The organism is uncultured Clostridium sp. (assembly GCF_910588715.1).
Taxonomy (GTDB): domain Bacteria; phylum Bacillota; class Clostridia; order Clostridiales; family Clostridiaceae; genus Clostridium.
Genome location: NZ_CAJURG010000001.1, coordinates 550,897 through 569,063, shown reverse-complemented (window position 1 = coordinate 569,063; position 18,167 = coordinate 550,897). Strand labels below are relative to the sequence as shown.

Annotated in this window: 14 protein-coding genes; 11 read left to right on the top strand and 3 right to left on the bottom strand. The window is 26.5% G+C overall.

Annotated elements, in window-relative coordinates; translation table 11 throughout:
* Positions 1 to 172 precede the first annotated feature (172 nt).
* From glsA to QZ321_RS02795, 6 genes are all read left to right on the top strand, one after another.
* On the top strand, positions 173 to 1,093 hold the full coding sequence (gene glsA, locus QZ321_RS02820; protein WP_291741260.1) for a glutaminase A: 921 nt from the start codon (positions 173 to 175) through the stop codon (positions 1,091 to 1,093).
* A gap of 64 nt (positions 1,094 to 1,157) precedes the next feature.
* The gene (gene polA / locus QZ321_RS02815) at positions 1,158 to 3,770 is read left to right on the top strand and encodes a DNA polymerase I (RefSeq protein WP_291746344.1); all 2,613 of its coding nucleotides are present in this window, start codon (positions 1,158 to 1,160) and stop codon (positions 3,768 to 3,770) included.
* A 9-nt stretch (positions 3,771 to 3,779) separates the two neighbouring features.
* Entirely contained in the window at positions 3,780 to 4,376 is a 597-nt protein-coding gene (gene coaE / locus QZ321_RS02810) for a dephospho-CoA kinase (protein ID WP_291744454.1), read from the top strand.
* 24 nt (positions 4,377 to 4,400) lie between these two features.
* The gene (locus tag QZ321_RS02805) at positions 4,401 to 4,943 is read left to right on the top strand and encodes a lytic transglycosylase domain-containing protein (RefSeq protein WP_290459411.1); all 543 of its coding nucleotides are present in this window, start codon (positions 4,401 to 4,403) and stop codon (positions 4,941 to 4,943) included.
* A 108-nt stretch (positions 4,944 to 5,051) separates the two neighbouring features.
* The gene (locus QZ321_RS02800; RefSeq protein ID WP_290459410.1) at positions 5,052 to 5,834 is read left to right on the top strand and encodes a flavin reductase family protein; all 783 of its coding nucleotides are present in this window, start codon (positions 5,052 to 5,054) and stop codon (positions 5,832 to 5,834) included.
* A gap of 15 nt (positions 5,835 to 5,849) precedes the next feature.
* On the top strand, positions 5,850 to 6,710 hold the full coding sequence (locus QZ321_RS02795) for a 50S ribosomal protein L11 methyltransferase (protein ID WP_291746341.1): 861 nt from the start codon (positions 5,850 to 5,852) through the stop codon (positions 6,708 to 6,710).
* Positions 6,711 to 6,773: 63 nt separating this feature from the next.
* Here the strand turns inward: QZ321_RS02795 and QZ321_RS02790 are convergent, their stop codons facing one another.
* Genes QZ321_RS02790 through QZ321_RS02780 form a run of 3 tightly spaced genes read right to left on the bottom strand, consistent with a single transcriptional unit; the run spans position 6,774 to position 10,186 of the window.
* Positions 6,774 to 8,054 (bottom strand): serine hydrolase, encoded by a 1,281-nt coding sequence (locus tag QZ321_RS02790; protein ID WP_291746339.1) that lies wholly within the window; start codon positions 8,052 to 8,054, stop codon positions 6,774 to 6,776.
* A 33-nt stretch (positions 8,055 to 8,087) separates the two neighbouring features.
* On the bottom strand, positions 8,088 to 8,813 hold the full coding sequence (locus QZ321_RS02785; RefSeq protein ID WP_290459407.1) for a type 1 glutamine amidotransferase: 726 nt from the start codon (positions 8,811 to 8,813) through the stop codon (positions 8,088 to 8,090).
* Positions 8,814 to 8,827: 14 nt separating this feature from the next.
* On the bottom strand, positions 8,828 to 10,186 hold the full coding sequence (locus tag QZ321_RS02780; RefSeq protein WP_290459436.1) for a Mur ligase family protein: 1,359 nt from the start codon (positions 10,184 to 10,186) through the stop codon (positions 8,828 to 8,830).
* A 348-nt stretch (positions 10,187 to 10,534) separates the two neighbouring features.
* Here QZ321_RS02780 and QZ321_RS02775 point away from each other — a divergent pair, with 348 nt between their 5' ends.
* The 5 genes from QZ321_RS02775 (at position 10,535) to QZ321_RS02755 (ending at position 18,064) form a co-directional block, all read left to right on the top strand.
* On the top strand, positions 10,535 to 11,485 hold the full coding sequence (locus QZ321_RS02775; protein WP_291746335.1) for an alpha/beta hydrolase: 951 nt from the start codon (positions 10,535 to 10,537) through the stop codon (positions 11,483 to 11,485).
* Positions 11,486 to 11,547: 62 nt separating this feature from the next.
* Positions 11,548 to 12,102 (top strand): TspO/MBR family protein, encoded by a 555-nt coding sequence (locus QZ321_RS02770; protein WP_291746332.1) that lies wholly within the window; start codon positions 11,548 to 11,550, stop codon positions 12,100 to 12,102.
* Positions 12,103 to 12,345: 243 nt separating this feature from the next.
* On the top strand, positions 12,346 to 14,514 hold the full coding sequence (locus QZ321_RS02765; protein WP_294196154.1) for a type IA DNA topoisomerase: 2,169 nt from the start codon (positions 12,346 to 12,348) through the stop codon (positions 14,512 to 14,514).
* A gap of 218 nt (positions 14,515 to 14,732) precedes the next feature.
* Positions 14,733 to 17,933 (top strand): type II CRISPR RNA-guided endonuclease Cas9, encoded by a 3,201-nt coding sequence (gene cas9, locus QZ321_RS02760; protein WP_294196151.1) that lies wholly within the window; start codon positions 14,733 to 14,735, stop codon positions 17,931 to 17,933.
* Positions 17,930 to 18,064, top strand: a complete 135-nt coding sequence (locus QZ321_RS02755; protein ID WP_290459402.1) for a hypothetical protein — start codon at positions 17,930 to 17,932, stop codon at positions 18,062 to 18,064. The genes cas9 and QZ321_RS02755 overlap by 4 nt, the downstream gene beginning before the upstream one ends.
* The last annotated feature ends 103 nt before the right edge of the window (positions 18,065 to 18,167 follow it).

The following is an 18,167-nucleotide window of genomic DNA, read 5'->3' as shown; positions in this document are numbered from 1 at the left end:
TAAATTAAATAAATTTTATATGTATATGTTAGTTATTTGTATTAATTTTTTATTTATTATTTTTTATTAAAAAATTATTATTTGTGTTTTTAATCTATGAATAAACTTGTAAGAAGTTATAAAAATAACTATAATTATTAAAGCACATATAAAATGAAAAGGAAGAAGATGAATGAAAAACTTATTAATTAACTTAGTAGAAAAAAATAAAAAGTACACAAAGGATGGAAAGTTAGCATCATATATACCAGCGCTTTTAAAGGCAAATGAAGAAGCTTTAGGACTTTGTGTATATGATATAAAAAATAATGAAAAATATTGGGCTGGAGATAGCGAAGTTAAATTTACTATCCAAAGTATTTCAAAGGTTGTTGGGTTAATAATTGCACTTAATGATAATGGTAGAGAAAATGTATTTAAAAAGGTAAATGTTGAACCAACTGGAATGGGCTTTAATAGTATAGTAAACTTAGAAATAAGGGATCAAAATAGACCTTATAATCCTATGATTAATGCTGGAGCTATAGTAACAACATCTCTTATATTTGGTGAAAATGAAGACCATAAATTACAAAGAATATTAAACTTTTTAAGAAGAGCAACAAATAATCCTACAATAGATATAAATAAAGAAGTATATGAATGTGAAAAAGCTACAGGTGATAGAAATAGATCTTTAGCTTACTTTATGAAAAGTTCTAACATATTAGAAGGAGATGTAGAGGAAGTCTTAGACCTTTATTTTAAGCAATGCTCAATTGAAGCTACAGCAAAGGATTTAGCAATGTTTTCAGCAGTAATTGCAAATGATGGAGTAGCACCTTGGAGTGATGAAGTTTTAGTTTCAAGGGAGGTTTGTAGGATTGTAAAAACAATAATGGTTACTTGTGGTATGTATGATTCTTCAGGAGAATTTGCAGTTCATGTTGGAGTTCCAGCAAAATCAGGAGTTGGAGGAGGAATAATAGCCACAGTTCCTAAAAGATTTGGAATAGGAATATATGGACCAGCTTTAGATGATAAGGGAAATAGTATTGGCGGAGTTCATATATTAAAGGATTTATCAGATGAATTAGAACTTAGTATATTTTAGCTTTAATATGTTATAATTACTAAATGATACTTAAAAAATATATAAAAAATACTGGAGGGAGTACATGGAAAGGTTACTGATTTTAGATTCAAACAGCTTACTCAATAGAGCATTTTATGCAATACCAACATTAACAAATAATGAAGGAACTCATACTAATGCAGTTTTTGGATTTACAAATATGCTATTTAAAATGAAGGAAGAAATAAAGCCAGATTACATAGTGGCAGCTTTTGATAGAAAAGCTCCAACCTTTAGACATAAAGAGTATGAAGATTATAAAGCTGGTAGAAAAAAAATGCCTCCAGAATTAGCAGAGCAATTTCCAATTATTAAAGACGTGCTTAATTTACTAGCAGTTAATATTTATGAAATAGATGGCTTTGAAGCAGATGATATAATAGGAACATTAGCAAGATTTGCTGAAAGTAATGGAATTGAAGTTTTTATAGTTACAGGAGATAAAGATGCTCTGCAACTTGCTACTGATAATATTAAGGTAGTAATTACTAAGAAGGGTGTTACAGAAACAGCTGTATATAATAGAGAAACTTTTGAAACAGAATTTGGAGTTACACCAACTCAATATATAGATGTTAAAGGGCTTATGGGTGATAAGTCAGATAATATTCCAGGAGTGCCAGGGGTAGGGGAAAAGACAGCATTTAAACTTATTTCTACTTATGGTTCTATTGAAGGAGTACTATCAAGTATTGATGAAATAAGTGGTAAGAAGCTTAAAGAGAATTTAGAAAACTATAGTGAACAAGCAATTTTCAGTAAAAAACTTGCTACAATTATGACGGAAGTTCCTATAGAGTTTGATTTAGAAGATATTAAAAGTCAAGAAAATTATAATAAAGAAGAGCTTAAAAAGTTATTTTTAAAACTTCAAATGAAATCATTACTTGCAAAATTGCCTGGTGATGATGTTGAAGAGGAAGAAGAAACTGAAAGGGTGGAAATAAATAGGGTAAATACTTTAGAGGAGTTTAGGACTGCTTTAAAAGAAAAAGAGAATATTGCATTTATCTCCTATACTACAACTAATTCAAAGCTTTATTCTAAAATTGAATTAGATAAATTATATTTAAGCTATGATGAAAAGGTTAGTATAATTGATTTTAAGCTTATAAATATGGAAAATAGTATTGAATCTGTAAGTTTATTAAAAGGCTTTATGGAAAATGAAAATATAGCTAAGGTAATACATGATGGTAAAAACTTAGTAACTATATTAACTAAAATGAATATAGAAATAAAGTCATTTATATTTGATACTGTAGTTGCTGCTTATCTTATAGATTCTGCTAAAAGCAATTATCCTTTAGAAACTTTAATTAATGAGTATTTAATGAAAGAAGTTAAGGGAGAAAATGAAGAGTTAATATGTAATGCAATTTCAAATATGAAAGAGCTTTATGAATATTTAAAAGAAAGAATAAGCAGAGAAGGAATGGAGAAACTTTATTATGAAGTTGAGCATCCTCTTATATTTATTTTATCAAGTATGGAAGCCGTTGGTTTTAATGTAAATAGGAAAAAGCTTGATGAACTTGCTGTTAAGTTTAAAGAGGAAATAGCTAAGACTGAAAAAGAAATATATGAGCTTTGTGAAGAGGAATTTAATATAAGTTCTCCAAAGCAATTAGGAAAAATACTTTTTGAAAAATTAGATTTACCAGTAATTAAAAAGACTAAAACAGGATATTCAACTAATGCAGAAGTATTAGAAAAGTTAATGGATAAGCACCCTGTTATAGAAAAGATTACTTATTATAGACAAATAACAAAGCTTAATTCTACATATGTAGAAGGCCTTAAAAATGTTATAGATGAAGATGGAGCTATACACTCAAGCTTTAATCAAACTGTAACAACAACAGGTAGATTATCAAGTACAGAACCAAATCTTCAAAATATACCTGTTAAATATGAAATGGGTAGAGAAATAAGAAAAGTGTTTATACCAAAAGAAAATACAGATATATTATTATCTTGTGACTATTCTCAAATAGAACTTAGAGTACTTGCACATATGTCAGATGACAAAAATATGATAGATGCATTTAATCATCACAGTGATATTCATACTAAAACTGCATCAGAAGTATTTAAAGTAGAGGTTGATGAAGTTACATCTCTTATGAGAGGTAGAGCAAAGGCTGTTAATTTTGGTATAGTATATGGAATTAGTGATTTTAGCTTATCTCAAGATTTAAAGATAACTAAAAAGGAAGCTTCAGAATATATGGAAATATATTTTGATAGATATCCAAAAATTAAAGGATATTTAGAAAGTGTTAAAGAAGAAGCTAAAGAAAAGGGATATGTTTTAACTGTTTTAAATAGAAGAAGATTTATACCTGAAATAAAATCTTCAAATAAAATAGTTAAATCTCTTGGAGAAAGATTAGCTATGAATGCACCAATTCAAGGAAGTGCAGCAGATATTATTAAGCTTGCTATGGTTAAAGTTTATAATAGATTAAAGAAAGAGAATTTAAATAGTGAAATTATTCTTCAGGTGCATGATGAACTGATTTTAAATGTTAAAGAAGAAGAGTTAGAAATTGTCAAATCATTAGTAAAAGAAGAAATGGAAAATGTATTAAAGATGTCAGTTGCATTAGAAGTTGACACAAATATAGGAAAAACATGGTATGAAGCAAAGTAGGGGGATAATATGATTAAAATAGGATTAACAGGAGGAATAGGGTCAGGAAAGAGTACTGTATCATTTATGTTAAAAGAAGCAGGGTTTAATATAATAGATGCTGATTTAATAGCAAGAGAGGTACTTGTTAAATATCCAGAAATATTAGAAAGAGTTAAGATTGAATTTGGAGCAGGTTTTTTTGACTGGAGAGGAGATTTTAGGAGAAAAGAATTTGGTAATCACATATTTAGATTTCCTAAGCAAAGAAAAAAATATGAAGAAATTATACTTCCATATATAAAAAGAGAAATATATAGCAATATAGACAAATTAGAGAAGAAAAAGGCAGATTTTGTTATTGTAGATGCTCCTACATTAATAGAGAACGATTTGCATAAAGATATGGATTATGTTATCTTAGTTTGGATAGATAATAATACTCAAGTTCAAAGAGTTAGAGCTAGAGATACATTATCAAGAGATGAGGCTATAAATAGAATCAATGCTCAAATGCCTTTAGAGAGAAAAAAAGATTTTTCTAATATAATTATAGAAAATAATGATACCTTAGCTAAAACTAAAGAGCAAGTTGATTTATTAATAGAATTTTTAAAATCTATGTAATATATTTAAAAGTAGGGAGAGGGAATGAAGGTTAAAAAATTTATAATATGGTTTATAATTGCTATTGTGATTTTAATTGGTGGAAAGTATAGTATTAAAAATTATATATATCCGTATAAGTATAGTGAAATAGTAAATAAATATAGTTATGAATATGATTTAGATCCACTTTTAGTTTTATCAGTTATAAAAACAGAAAGTAATTTTAATATAGAATCTGAATCAATAAAGGGAGCTAAGGGATTAATGCAAATCATGGACTCTACTGGAGAATGGATTGCAGAAAAATTAGAAGTTGATAACTTTAATCCTAATATGCTTTATGAACCTGAAATTAATATTAGATTTGGATGTTGGTATTTAAATAACTTATTAATGGAATTTGGAGATTTAAGTTTAGCACTTGCTGCTTATAATGGTGGTAGTGGTAATGTAACAAAGTGGCTTAATGATCCAGAATATTCAAGTGACGGAGAAAATTTAACATATATTCCTTTTAAAGAAACTAAAAAGTATGTTGATAAAGTAAGTACAAGATATAACATTTATAAATTTCTTTATGAGTAAAAGGGAGCCTTAATGGCTTCCTTTTATATTAATTTAAATTACTTTTCGCAATTTAGTTGAAGTTATGTTATAATCGTTAAGACAATTTTTAAAAAGGTGTGAAATAATATGAAAGAAAAGGTAGAGTTTAAAGGCAGTGTGGTTTTAAATCCAGTACCAGTTGTTTTAATAACATCTAAAAATAAAGAAGGAAAAGAAAATGTTTTTACTGTAGGATGGATTGGGACAGTATGCACTAAACCGCCAATGTTGTCAATATCAATAAGACCAGAAAGATTATCCTATGAATATATAAAAGAAACTATGGAATTTACGGTTAATTTACCAAGTATAGATATGACAAAAGCAGTTGATTATTGTGGTGTAAGACCAGGGCGAAAATTTGATAAGATAAAAGAAATGAATTTTACAATGAGAAAGGGAAGCAATATTGATGTTTCTTATATAGATGAATGTCCAATTTCTATTGAATGTAAGGTGAAAAATATAATTCCTCTTGGAACTCATGATTTATTTATTGCAGATGTAGTTGGTTCTCATATAGATAAAGATTTAATTGATGAAAAGGGAAAAATACATTTTGAAGAAGCAAATTTAATTACATATTGTCATGGTGAATATTTTAAAATGGATACTAAAGCTTTAGGGAAGTTTGGATATTCTGTAGCAAAGAATCCTATAGTTAAGGAAAAAAATAATAAAGAACATAAAGCTAAAGAAAATAAAGATAAGAAAAAAGCTAAAGAAAAATCAAATAATGATTCTAAAGAAGAAGAAGTAAGAAAAAAATATTTGAAGAATAAAAATAGTAATAAAAATAAGAGCAAGAAAAATTTAACTCCAAAAAAGAGTTATAAAAATGGAAGTAAAAAGATAAGAAAAACTAAATAAAGAAAGGTTGATTTTATGTTTATAATTTCTTATAAATTACCATATGAAAAATTAGATGCTACAATTGAACTTTTAGCTATAAATGATATATATAATGTTTTTTATGAAAATCCGTTAGAAATAACAACTGATGATTATGGATATGGATATTTAGAAAAAAAAGATGAGGATATAATCCTTAAAGTTGCTTTTGAAGAAGGAAAGGAAGAATTAGAAAAATTTAAAGAAAAATTAAAAGATATTTTAAAAATGGATTACATAAATATTGAAGAAAATAATTATGATTATACTACATATGATTTTCCTGCAATACATATAGATGATAATTATGTAATAGCGAGTCCTGATGAAGAGTTTGATGGGAAAACAAAGATAAACTTTATTTCTCAAGGTGCTTTTGGAACTGGATTACATGAAACAACACAAGATATATTAAAATTAATCTTAAATAAGTTAAACCTTAAAGAAAAGTCAGTATTAGATATTGGAACAGGATCAGGAATACTTTCTATAGCTGCTTCCATATCTGGGGCTTCAAAGGTTACAGCTGTAGATATAAGGGATGTTTATGATGAAGTAATGTTAAATGCTTCATTAAATAATCTAGGCAATATAAAGTCTGTGGTTGGAAATATATTAGATGATGAAACTTTAGTTAATGAAACCTTTGATTGGATATTTATAAACATTGGAGGAGAGGAAACTAAAATGTTTATGAAATATATAAAAGAACATTTAAAAAGTGGAGGAAATATATTAGTTTCTGGACTTGTTGAATGGAGTTTTGATGAAGTTAAAGAAAATGTAGAAAGTTATGGATTTAAACTTATAAGTAAACATCAAACTAATGAATGGGTTACTGCAATATTTAATTAGATAATATAGTTTTATAAATTTATAGGCTATAACCAATTTAAATTAATTGGTTATAGCCTATTTTTAATATCTAGAATATCTACTTCTACTTCTTCTACGTCTATTTGAATTAATTATTAATTTAATTACAACTAATATTAATACAATTACTAAAATTGTTATTAATAAAGCAAGAACATAAATTCCTATATTAGCTTTTAATAATTGTCCAACTTTTAAGTTAATTGATGCTTTAACTGTTTCTTTATAGCTTCCAGAAGTGAAAACTAAATCGACATTATTATTTGAAGCTACTTTCCAAGCATTTAATTCATTAGAAGGAACTTCAAGAGTAGCATTTTTATCATTAAAGTCATTTTGATAATATTCAATATTTTGATCTAATACAACTGGAACAGTTATTGTTTTAGTAGGACCAAAGAATTTAAATAATTTATAACTTAAATCTACAGTTGAAATTTCATCTCCAGCAGATTTATAGGTTGTTTTTTCAGCATCATAGCTGTAATTAGCAATTGCTTTAGTATCATTAAATACATTCATTCCATCTGCACCATATTCAGATCCAAGAACTACAGTAATTAAATTTCTACCATTTCTATTATAGAAACCTACAAAACAATGTCCAGATTTAGTTTCGTTACCAGTTTTACCACCAACATTACCATCAACACCAAGAATTTTATTTCTTGTTTCTATATATATTTTTTTACCATCTAACATTACAGAAGTCTTGTCTAAACCACTAGCTTCTCTTACCCAATCATTTTGGTATGCAGCTTTAGCAATCATTGCTAAATCATATGCAGTAGTTACATTATGATTATTAGAGTTTCCTTCTAATCCGTTTGGACTAACAAAATTACTATTTAAAGCACCAAGTTCCTTAGCTTTTTGGTTCATTAATTCAGCAAAAGCATCAACAGAACCAGCTACAGATTCAGCCATCATTACAGCGGCATCATTTGCTGAATATACCATTACGGCATCCATAACTTCATCAGCAGTTAATGTATCACCAGCTTTTGCTGCATTACCTATAAAGTTAGTTAATGAAGTTTCAGTAACAGCAGCAGATACATTAGTATAAGGAATTACATCACTTTTATTTTTATTTTCCGCAAAAAGTAAAGATGTTAATAACTTAGTTGTACTAGCTGGTGAGCGTTGAACATCAGCATTTTTAGAATAAATTATTTCATTAGTGTCCATATCCATTGTTATAGCAGAAGCCCCTATTATTTGAGGTTCTGTTGCTGCAAAAGCATTAGTTACATTTAAAAATGGTATAACTAAAGTTAAGCAAAGAATTAATATCAGTGATTTAAAAAAGTTTTTCGACATAAATCTCTCCGTCCTTCTTATAATAAAAAATTTTTATTTTGTATTTAATCTAGTAATCATAACTTCCTTAGCTTTTAATTCTAAACTATCATCTAGTTTTTCAAGTGCAACTTCAGAATATTTAATTTCAAGTGCCATTTTTATAAATCTATCTGCAAGTTCAGGATTTTTAGCTAAAAGTGAACCATGGAAGTAAGTACAATAAGTATTTTTATATATACAACCTTCATATCCATCAGAGCCATTATTTCCATATCCGTGTATACATTTTCCAAGTGGTTTAAGACCATTTAGATATGTTCTACCAGAATGATTTTCAAATCCAACATAAGTTTCATTAAACTCTTCATTATATATTACAGTATTACCAATAAATCTAGTATCACCAGCTTCTGTATATATATCTAAGATTCCTAAGCCTTCTATTTTTTCTCCATTTGGAGCAGTGTAGTATTTTCCAAGTAATTGATAACCGCCACAAATAGCAATTAAAACTTTACCATTATTAATATATCTAGATAATTCATCTTTTTTATTATTCATTAAGTCTTTAGAAACTATTGATTGTTCATAGTCTTGACCACCACCAAAGAATACAATGTCATATTCATCAGCATTAAATTCATCATTTAAAGAAACATTTATTATATTAGCTTTAATTCCACGTTCTTCAGCTCTGTGTTTTAAAATTAATATGTTACCTACATCTCCATAAACATTTAAAAGGTCTGGATAAAGGTGACAAATATTTAATTCCATAAGTACCTCCTATATTACCAAAGGTTTTTAATATATCCTTTAGAGTATAAATATTTTCTATAGTTTATCATTGCAGTATAAGTTGCTAAAACATATAGTTTTTTATTTTTACCATTTTTAATTTTAGATGTTAGTTTTTCATAATCTTCTTCAATAATAAGCTTTGAAGATGGAATACCAGCAGTTTTAAGTCTTACTGCCATATCAAATGCTCTAAGTCCTGATACATATACTTCATCTATATCAGAATTTTTTAAGTTTTCAAAATTAACATCCCAAATCCAAGAAACGTCTGTACCATCTGCATAATTATCATTAAGTAAAAATGCTGATGAAAAAGAATTTTTATTAAGACATAAAGTTTCTAATGCTTGGTTGTATCCAGCTGGGTTTTTAACAAGTATTATTTTAACTTCTTTATCATCTATATTTATTACTTCTTGTCTTCCAAAACTAGAGCTTTGACTTTCAAGGGATTTTTTTATTGTACTATTATCAATATCAAGTTCCTTTGCAATTGAGTAAGCACAAAGTGCATTGTAAATATTATAAACACCAGATTGTCCAATATAAATTTCTGTATCACCAAACTTAACAGTTGAACTTTCAGCAGTTAAGTCTAAAATTTCATCTACACCATATTTAATTTTAGGATGAGTATAGCCACAGCCTGTACAGTAGTAATCACCTAAATGATTATATGTAACGAAGTTATAACTATAAGGAGTTTTACAGAACTTACAGAACTTTGAATCTGCATTTACATCTATTGTTTTATTTTTGTTTATTGGAGTTTTAAATCCATAAAAAACTAACTTATTTTTGATGTCTAACTTTCCAAGAAGAGATTCATCTCCATTAAGAACAAGCTTACTTTCTGGTACAAGAGTTATACCTTCTAAAATTTTAGTTAAAGTAGTGTACACTTCTCCATATCTGTCAAGTTGATCCCTAAAAAGATTAGTAACTGTTATTATTTCAGGAGTAATATATTTTGTAATATATTTTAAATTTGCTTCATCTACTTCAATAATTGCATATTTATTTTCATCTCTTTTAAAAAGCTTATAGTTTTCAATAAATGTAGTAACTATACCAGGGAAAAGATTTGCACCTGTATTATTAGTTATAACAGGATAGCCCTTTTCTTTAATGATGTTATAAATCATGCTTGTAGTAGTAGTTTTTCCATTAGTTCCTGTAACCAAAACTACTTTATACCCTTTAGAAACTTTAGCTAATATATTGCTATCTAGTTTTAAAGCAACCTTTCCTGGAAAAGTAGTTCCACCTTTTAAAATAGTTTTAGTAAGAAATAATGTGAATTTTGCTCCTAATATACTTAAAATTGATTTAATACTAATTTTTTTCACCACCTACAATAATTTATTTACATTATTAACAATAATTTTTAGATATAAACATTTTAAATAATTATACAAAAATTAAAAAATAATTGTTAGTTACTTTTAAATTTTTATGTAAAGAAATTTTTTTACTTTAATGTATAACTATCTTAAATGACATATCAATACTAAAATAGTATAACACAAAGTTACACTTTAACAAATCTATCTTTTTATTATATTTAACCTAAATTTAAAAATTTTTTGGTAAAAAGTTAATTTTTAAAAAATAATTAAAATTATAGTTTTATAATTGACACTATTAAAATATAGGATAATAATATAGACAAGAAAACTAAAAAGGAGATTATAGTTTTGGAAAAGTTTTGTTTTACAGATATAGAAGGAAAAGAAATTAAGTGTTATAAATGGAATTTTAATAAAAAACCAAAAGCCATAATACAAATTGTACATGGTATGACTGAATATGCTTTAAGATATAATTATTTTGCAGAAAAACTTTGTGAAAATGGATATAATGTTTATGCCCATGACCATAGGGGACATGGTGAAACTTCAATGGAAGATGAAGAAAGAGGTTATATTGCAGATAATGAAGGTTTTGATTTATTAGTTGAAGATGTACAAGAATTAACAAATATAATAAAGGAAGAGAATCCAAATGTACCAATAATATTATTTGGACATAGCATGGGTTCTTTTGTTAGCCAAAGATATATAGAATTATATGGAGATAAAATAGATGGAGTAATTTTATCAGGAACTAATGGTAGACCAGATAAAATCACTAAACTTGGAATTTTAATTTCTAAATGTGAAATGAAAGTAAGAGGAAGAAGAGCTAAAAGTCATCTAATGGATAAGTTATCCTTTGGAAATTTTAATTCTAATTTTAAACCTAATAGAACAAAATATGATTGGTTATGTTCTGTTGAAGAAGAAGTGGACAAGTATATAGAAAGTCCAATGTGTGGGTTTATTTGTACAACGTCTTATTATTACGATTTAATTAGAGGATTATGGGAAATAAATAAAAAAGATAATTTAAAAAGTATTCCTAAAAATTTACCTATATTTATTTTTGCTGGAGATAAAGACCCAGTTGGAGACTTTGGAAAAGGAATAATTAGATTGTATGAAACTTATAAAGAAGTAGGGATATTAGATTTAAAGTATAAGTTATATAAAGATGGAAGACATGAAATGTTAAATGAAAAAAATAAAGATGAAGTCATTTTTGATATAGTAAAGTGGATTAATGAAAAAATTAATAAAGATACAAAGAATAAAGCGTTAAAAAACTAAGCAAACATTATTTCTTATTATGAAACATATATTTTTATTAATAATAATAAGAGGTGATTATAATGAATAAAAAATTAAAAGATAAAAAAATTCCAAAGGGAAAAAGAAAAAATTTTATTAAAGAAATATTTTGTGTAAATAATAAGTTTGATTTTATTGCATTATTAAGAAATATTTTAATACCTGTAATTGGGGGGGTTTTAATAGGATTAATTACTAAAGGTTCAATGAGTACATATGATTCTCTTAGAAAAAGTATGTTTAATCCACCAGCTATTGTTTTCCAAGTTGTTTGGGTTGTTTTATATTTTTTAATGGGTATTGCTTCATATAGAATTTACATGAATAATAAATATGGCAAAAATGATTATAATGGATATTTTTATTATTTTATTCAATTATTAATAAACTTTTTATGGGCAATAATATTTTTTAATTTAAGATTATATGGTATTTCTTTTATATTAACAATTTTATTATTAATTTTAATTATAATTACAACTATAAAGTTTTTTAAATGTGATAAAAGAGCAGGTATATTTATGATACCTTATATATTATGGGTTACATTTTCTTCATACTTAACTCTTTATGTATGGATATTTAATGAAATGTAATAAATAAAAATGGTTCATCTTATAGTAAGAAAGTTTAGTTAATAAACTAAATCTATGGATGAGCCATATTTTATATAATATTGTTAGCTATTATTTTTTACTATTAATTTTTATCTCATATAATTATTTTGATTGTATTATAGATTGTTGATAATATATAAATGCTATATTATTATATGTACATAGCTAAAAATAAGAAAAATGTAGTATTTATAGAAAAAGGCTTTAAGGAGGAAGACTTATATGAAGAAAGTAATAATTGCAGAAAAACCTTCTGTGGCTAAAAATATTGCAGATGCATACAATATCAAAAATAGAAAAGATGGATTTTTTGAAGGTGATGATTATTTAGTAACATGGGCTTTTGGTCATTTATTTCAATTATTTGATGCAAAAGATTATGATGAAAATATGAAAGGCTGGAGGATGGATAAATTTCCATTTATACCCAAAGAGTTTAAATATAAAATTAAATGTGATAATGTAAATAGAAGTGTTACAGATAAAGGTGCAGAAAAGCAAATTAATATAATTAAAACCTTAATAGAGCGTGATGATGTAGATGGTGTTATATCTGCAACAGACCAAGACCGTGAAGGTGAGCTTATATCACTAGAAGTATTTATGTATCTAAATCAAAATAAACCTATATATAGATTACTATTAAATGAATGGACACCAGATGAAGTAAAAAAGGGAATGAATAATTTAAAGGAAAATTCAGAAATTAAGTTTCTTCAAGATGCAGGGATAAGTAGGCAATGGGCAGATTGGATTATAGGAATAAATTTAACTTCAGTATCAACATTAAGGTATGGTAAAGCAGGAAAGGAAAGTAAAATGATTAATATAGGAAGGGTTTTACTTCCTACATTGAAAATAATATATGATAGAGATAAAGAAATAGAAAATTTTAAAGCATCTACATATTATAAGTTACTAGTAACCTTTAAAACAATAAATAATGAAGAGTTTGAGGGAACCTATTATAATGAAAAAAATAATGAAAAGTTTGAAGATAAAAAGGTTGTTGAAGAATTAAAAAAGCATTTAAAAGATAAACAAGGTGAAATAGTAGATAAGCAAGTGGAGAAAAAAAGAGAATATGCACCACTTTTATTTAATTTATCTAGTTTGCAAGGATATATAACAAGTAAGTATAAGGGGTGGACTTCAGATAAAGTATTAAAAGTAGCACAAAGCCTTTATGAAAAGAAATTTATTACTTATCCAAGAACAGGAAGTATGGCTTTAGATGAAAGTTTAAAAGATAAGACAAGAAAAGTTTTAGAAATAGTAAAACAAGGATTATCCTATGAGGATAAAATTAAATTTATAGATAATAAAAGAATATTTGATAATTCTAAAGTAGAAAGTCATAGTGCTATAACACCAACTTATATAAAACCTACAGGTTTAAATAAGGATGAGGAAATTGTATATATTGCAATTAAGAATAGGTTTATAATGCAATTTATGCAAGTAGCAGAATTTGAAGAAACTAAGTTAACAGTAAAAGTTCATGATGAAAGCTTTAAGGGAGTTTTTGTAGCTAAAGGTAGAGTTCAAATAATTGAAGGTTGGAGAATAGTTGAAAAAATAGAAACAAAAGATACTATTTTACCTTTTGTAAATAAGAAGGAAATAGTACAAGTGGTTGATGGAAAAGTCAATACTGTAACTAAGAAGCCACCAAAGCTTCATAATGAAAAAACTTTATTAAGAGTTATGGAGACTTGTGGAAAGAGTTTTAAAGATGAAGAGGATTCTAAAGAAATGATGCAAGCTATATTAAGCGGATTTAGTATAGGTACACCAGCAACAAGGGCAGAAACTATTAAGAAGCTAAAAGATACTGGATATATTAAATCAAAAGGGAAAAGCTTAACTTGTACTGAACTTGGAAAAAACTTAGTCGAAATATTTCCTGTCAAAGAACTTTTAGATCTTCAATATACAGGGAAGCTTGAAAAAACTTTATCTGATATTGAAAAGGGAAAATTTAAAAAAGATGATTTTTTAAATATGATAAAAGAGTTTACTATTGAGGCTGTAGATGATATTAAGAAAGATACAGGTGGATTAAAAATATTTAAGGTTGAATTACCAGAAGGTATAGAGAGTATAGGTAAATGTCCTGTATGTGGAAATGATATTATTGAAGGTGAAAAAGGATTTGGATGTATTAATTGGAAAAATGGATGTAAGTTTACTATTTGGAAAAATGATAGATTTATAGAGGGCTTAGGAAAAAAGGTAACTAAAGAAATGGTTGAATTGCTTCTTAAAAATGGAAAAGTAGGTTTTAGAAATTTAAAGAGCAAAAAAGGAAGCTTTTTCTCTGCATATTTAAGATATGAAAAAAATGAAGAATCAGGATATTATAATTGGAAACTTGAATTTATAAATTAGGAAAATTATATGTATGTAAAATAAGAAAAATGTTGACATAATATTTAAATATTATATAAAATATAATTAATAACTAGATAAAATGTTTTTATAGCATATCGAGAGTTTAACTAGTTACTATAACAAGGCATTAAGCCGTAAAGTATCCCCTATGTTCTTTTGAATATAGGGGTATCTTTTTATAGTTGTATGTAAAAATATAACAAGGGGGTAAAAATATGAACAAAGAAATTAACTACGCCTTAGGTTTGGATATAGGGGTAACTTCAGTTGGATGGTCAATAATTAACTTAGACTTAAATAGAATAGAGGATTTAGGTGTTAGAATATTTAATGCAGCAGAAAATCCTAAGGATGGGGCATCTCTTTCCTTGCCAAGAAGAATGGCTAGAGGGAGAAGAAGATTAATTAGAAGAAAGGCCTATAGAATTAATAGAGTAAAAAAGCTTATAGTATCTGAAAGCATTTTAACAGAATCAGAACTTAATAATATTTTTACTAATAAAGATATAATTAGTGTGTGGGAAGCAAGAGTTCAAGGGTTAGATAGAATGCTTTCTAATAAGGAATGGGCAAAGATATTAATTAATTTATGTAAAAGAAGAGGGTTTAAATCAAATAGAAAAAATGAAGCTAAAGATAAGGAAATGGGACAAATCTTAAAAAGTATAAAGATTAATGCTGAAAGGATTGAAAAAACTAAATCAAGAACTATAGGTGAATTAATATATAAAGAAACAATATCAAAAGAGAATAAATATAAAGCTTTTAGGAATAAATCAGGTGAATATAATAGATGTGTTTCTAGAGATATGATAAGAAATGAAATACATATACTATTTGAACAGCAAAGAAAATTTGGTAATAAAAATGCATCAACTGATGTTGAGGATAAGTATTTAGAGATATTTAATTCTCAAAGACCTTATTCAAATTTTGAAGAACTTGAAAAGAAAGTTGGATGGTGTACTTTTGAAAAGAAAAGATATAAAAGAGCTCCTAAAAATTGTATTTCCGCAGAGGAATTTGTATTATATGAGAGTATAAATAAATTATCTATAGTTTGTAATGGAGAAAAGCGAAAATTAAATAATGGAGAAAGAAATTTAATTGTTAATGAAGCTTTTAATAAAAAAGAAATAAAGTATTCAGGTTTGAGGAAGTTATTATCTCTAAATGATGAAGAAAGATTTTCAACTTTAACTTACGGTATAGATAAAGAAATAAGTAAAACTGAAAATACTAAGTTCATTTCTTTAAAGGGGTATCATGAAATAAAAAAAACAATAGAAGATGGTGTAAATAAGGAATATTGGAAAAATATAAAAGACAATAAAAAGATGTTAAATGATATTGCATATGTTCTTACTTTAGGTAAAGCGGATGAAGAAATTGAAAAGCAATTAAGGTTAAGAGATATTCCAACTGAAATAATAGAAGCAGTTAGTGATATATCATTTAGTAAATTTAATAATTTATCTATAGAAGCTATAGATAAAATTCTACCTTTTATGAAAGAGGGATATCAGTATAATGAAGCTTGTGAAAAAGCTGGATATGATTTTAAAGCTATATATAAAGGTGAAAGGTGTAAAAAGCTACCTGTTATTGAAATAGATGAAATAGTTAATCCAGTAGTTGTTAGAGCTTTAGCACAAACTAGAAAGGTAATTAATGCAGTGATTGATAGATATGGATCACCAATAAGAATTAATATAGAATTAGCTAGAGAATTATCTAAGAATTTTAAGGATAGAAAAGCTATTGAAAAAGAACAAAAAGAAAATAGAGATAATATAGATAAAATAAAAAAACAACTTGAAGAGCTTATGGGGAAGGTACCAACAGCCAGAGAAGTATTAAAGTATAGATTATGGCAACAGCAACGAGGAGAATGTGCATATACTCAACAACCAATATATATTGAAAGGTTATTTGAAGCTGGATATTGTGAAATAGATCATATTATACCATTTAGTAGATGTTTTGATGACAGTTTATCTAACAAGGTTTTAGTTATGGGCACTGAAAACCAAAGAAAAGGAAATAGAACTCCGTATGAATACTTTGGTTCAGATATTGAGCGTTGGAATAAATATGAGATTTGGGTTAAAGGAAGTTATTTAAATTATAAGAAAAAGAATAATTTATTAAAAAAGAAGTTTTCTAAAGAAGAACAAAAAGAATGGAAACCTAGAAATTTATATGATACTAAGTATATTTGTAGGTATATTTCTAATTTTGTAAATAGTAGATTAGAATTTAAGGAAAGTGAATCAAAACAAAAGGTAATAACTATAAATGGTAGAGCAACAGCTTATTTAAGAGCTGTATGGGGACTGTCTAAGATAAGGGAAGATGGTGATAAGCATCACGCATTAGATGCAACTATAGTTGCAGTAGCAACTCAAGGGATGGTTCAGAAGATATCACATTATAGTAAAGCTAATGAGCTTAAGTATATTAGAAAATATGATGATTATATAGATGTTGAAACAGGTAAAATTGTAAATTTAGAAGAATATAAAGCTGAAAGAAATGGAATTTTACCAAGGCCATGGCAAGGGTTCAGTCAAGAGTTAATGCTACGATTAAGTGATGATCCTAAAGAAGAACTTAAAAAAATATCTATTAATTCTTATGATAAGGACTTTATTTCAAATTCATTAAGACCTATATTTGTTTCTAGAGTTCCTTTTAGAAAAATTGGAGGAAAACTATTTAAGGAAACCATATATTCTAAGAAAGATTTTAAAGAAGGTTATTTTGTTAGTAAGAAAAAGTTAAGTGATCTTAAAGAGAAGGATTTAGATAATTTATATAATTATGAGTGTGATAAAAGACTTTATGATGCAATCATTGAGAGAATGAAAGTGTTTAATTATGATGGGAAAAAAGCTTTTTCTGAAGAGTTTAGAAAGCCGACAAAGAATGGAAAATTAGGACCAATTGTAAGAAGTATTAAGGTTAAAACCACTGTTCCGTTTAAGGATGGAATTGAGGTAAATGGGGGATTATCAGCTAAAGAAGGTATGGTTAGAATTGATATTTATAAAAAGGAAGATAAATATTTTGTGGTTCCTATATATAGATACCAATTATTAAATGGAATTATTCCAAATAGAGCTGCAACTGCAGCAAAAAGAGAAGATGAATGGACAATTATAGATGAAAGCTTTAATTTTAAGTATTCTATATATAAAAATGATTTAATTAGAATAGAGTATAGGAAGAAAAAAGGATATTTTGGATATTATGATGGATTTGATAGATCAACAGCTACATTAGTTATAGAAAATCATGACAATTCAAAGCGCTATAGAGGAGTTGGCATAAAATCGGAAGTTACATTGCTTAATAAATATGAAGTAGATGTTTTAGGTTATTATCATAAAGTTAAAGAAGGTGAAAGAAGTTGAGCTTTAGAAGTGTAATTATTTCAAATTCGGCTACTTTAAGTGTTAAGAATAATAATTTAATTATCAATAATGGAGAAGAGTTTAAAATTCCAATAGAAGATATATCAGTACTTGTTATAAAGAGAACATAGAATTGAATTAGTTAATTTATTAAATTATCAATGTATTATTGATGGGAAAAATCATTCTATTTTAAATGCTATTGATAAAATGATATCTTCTTATACAACTGCT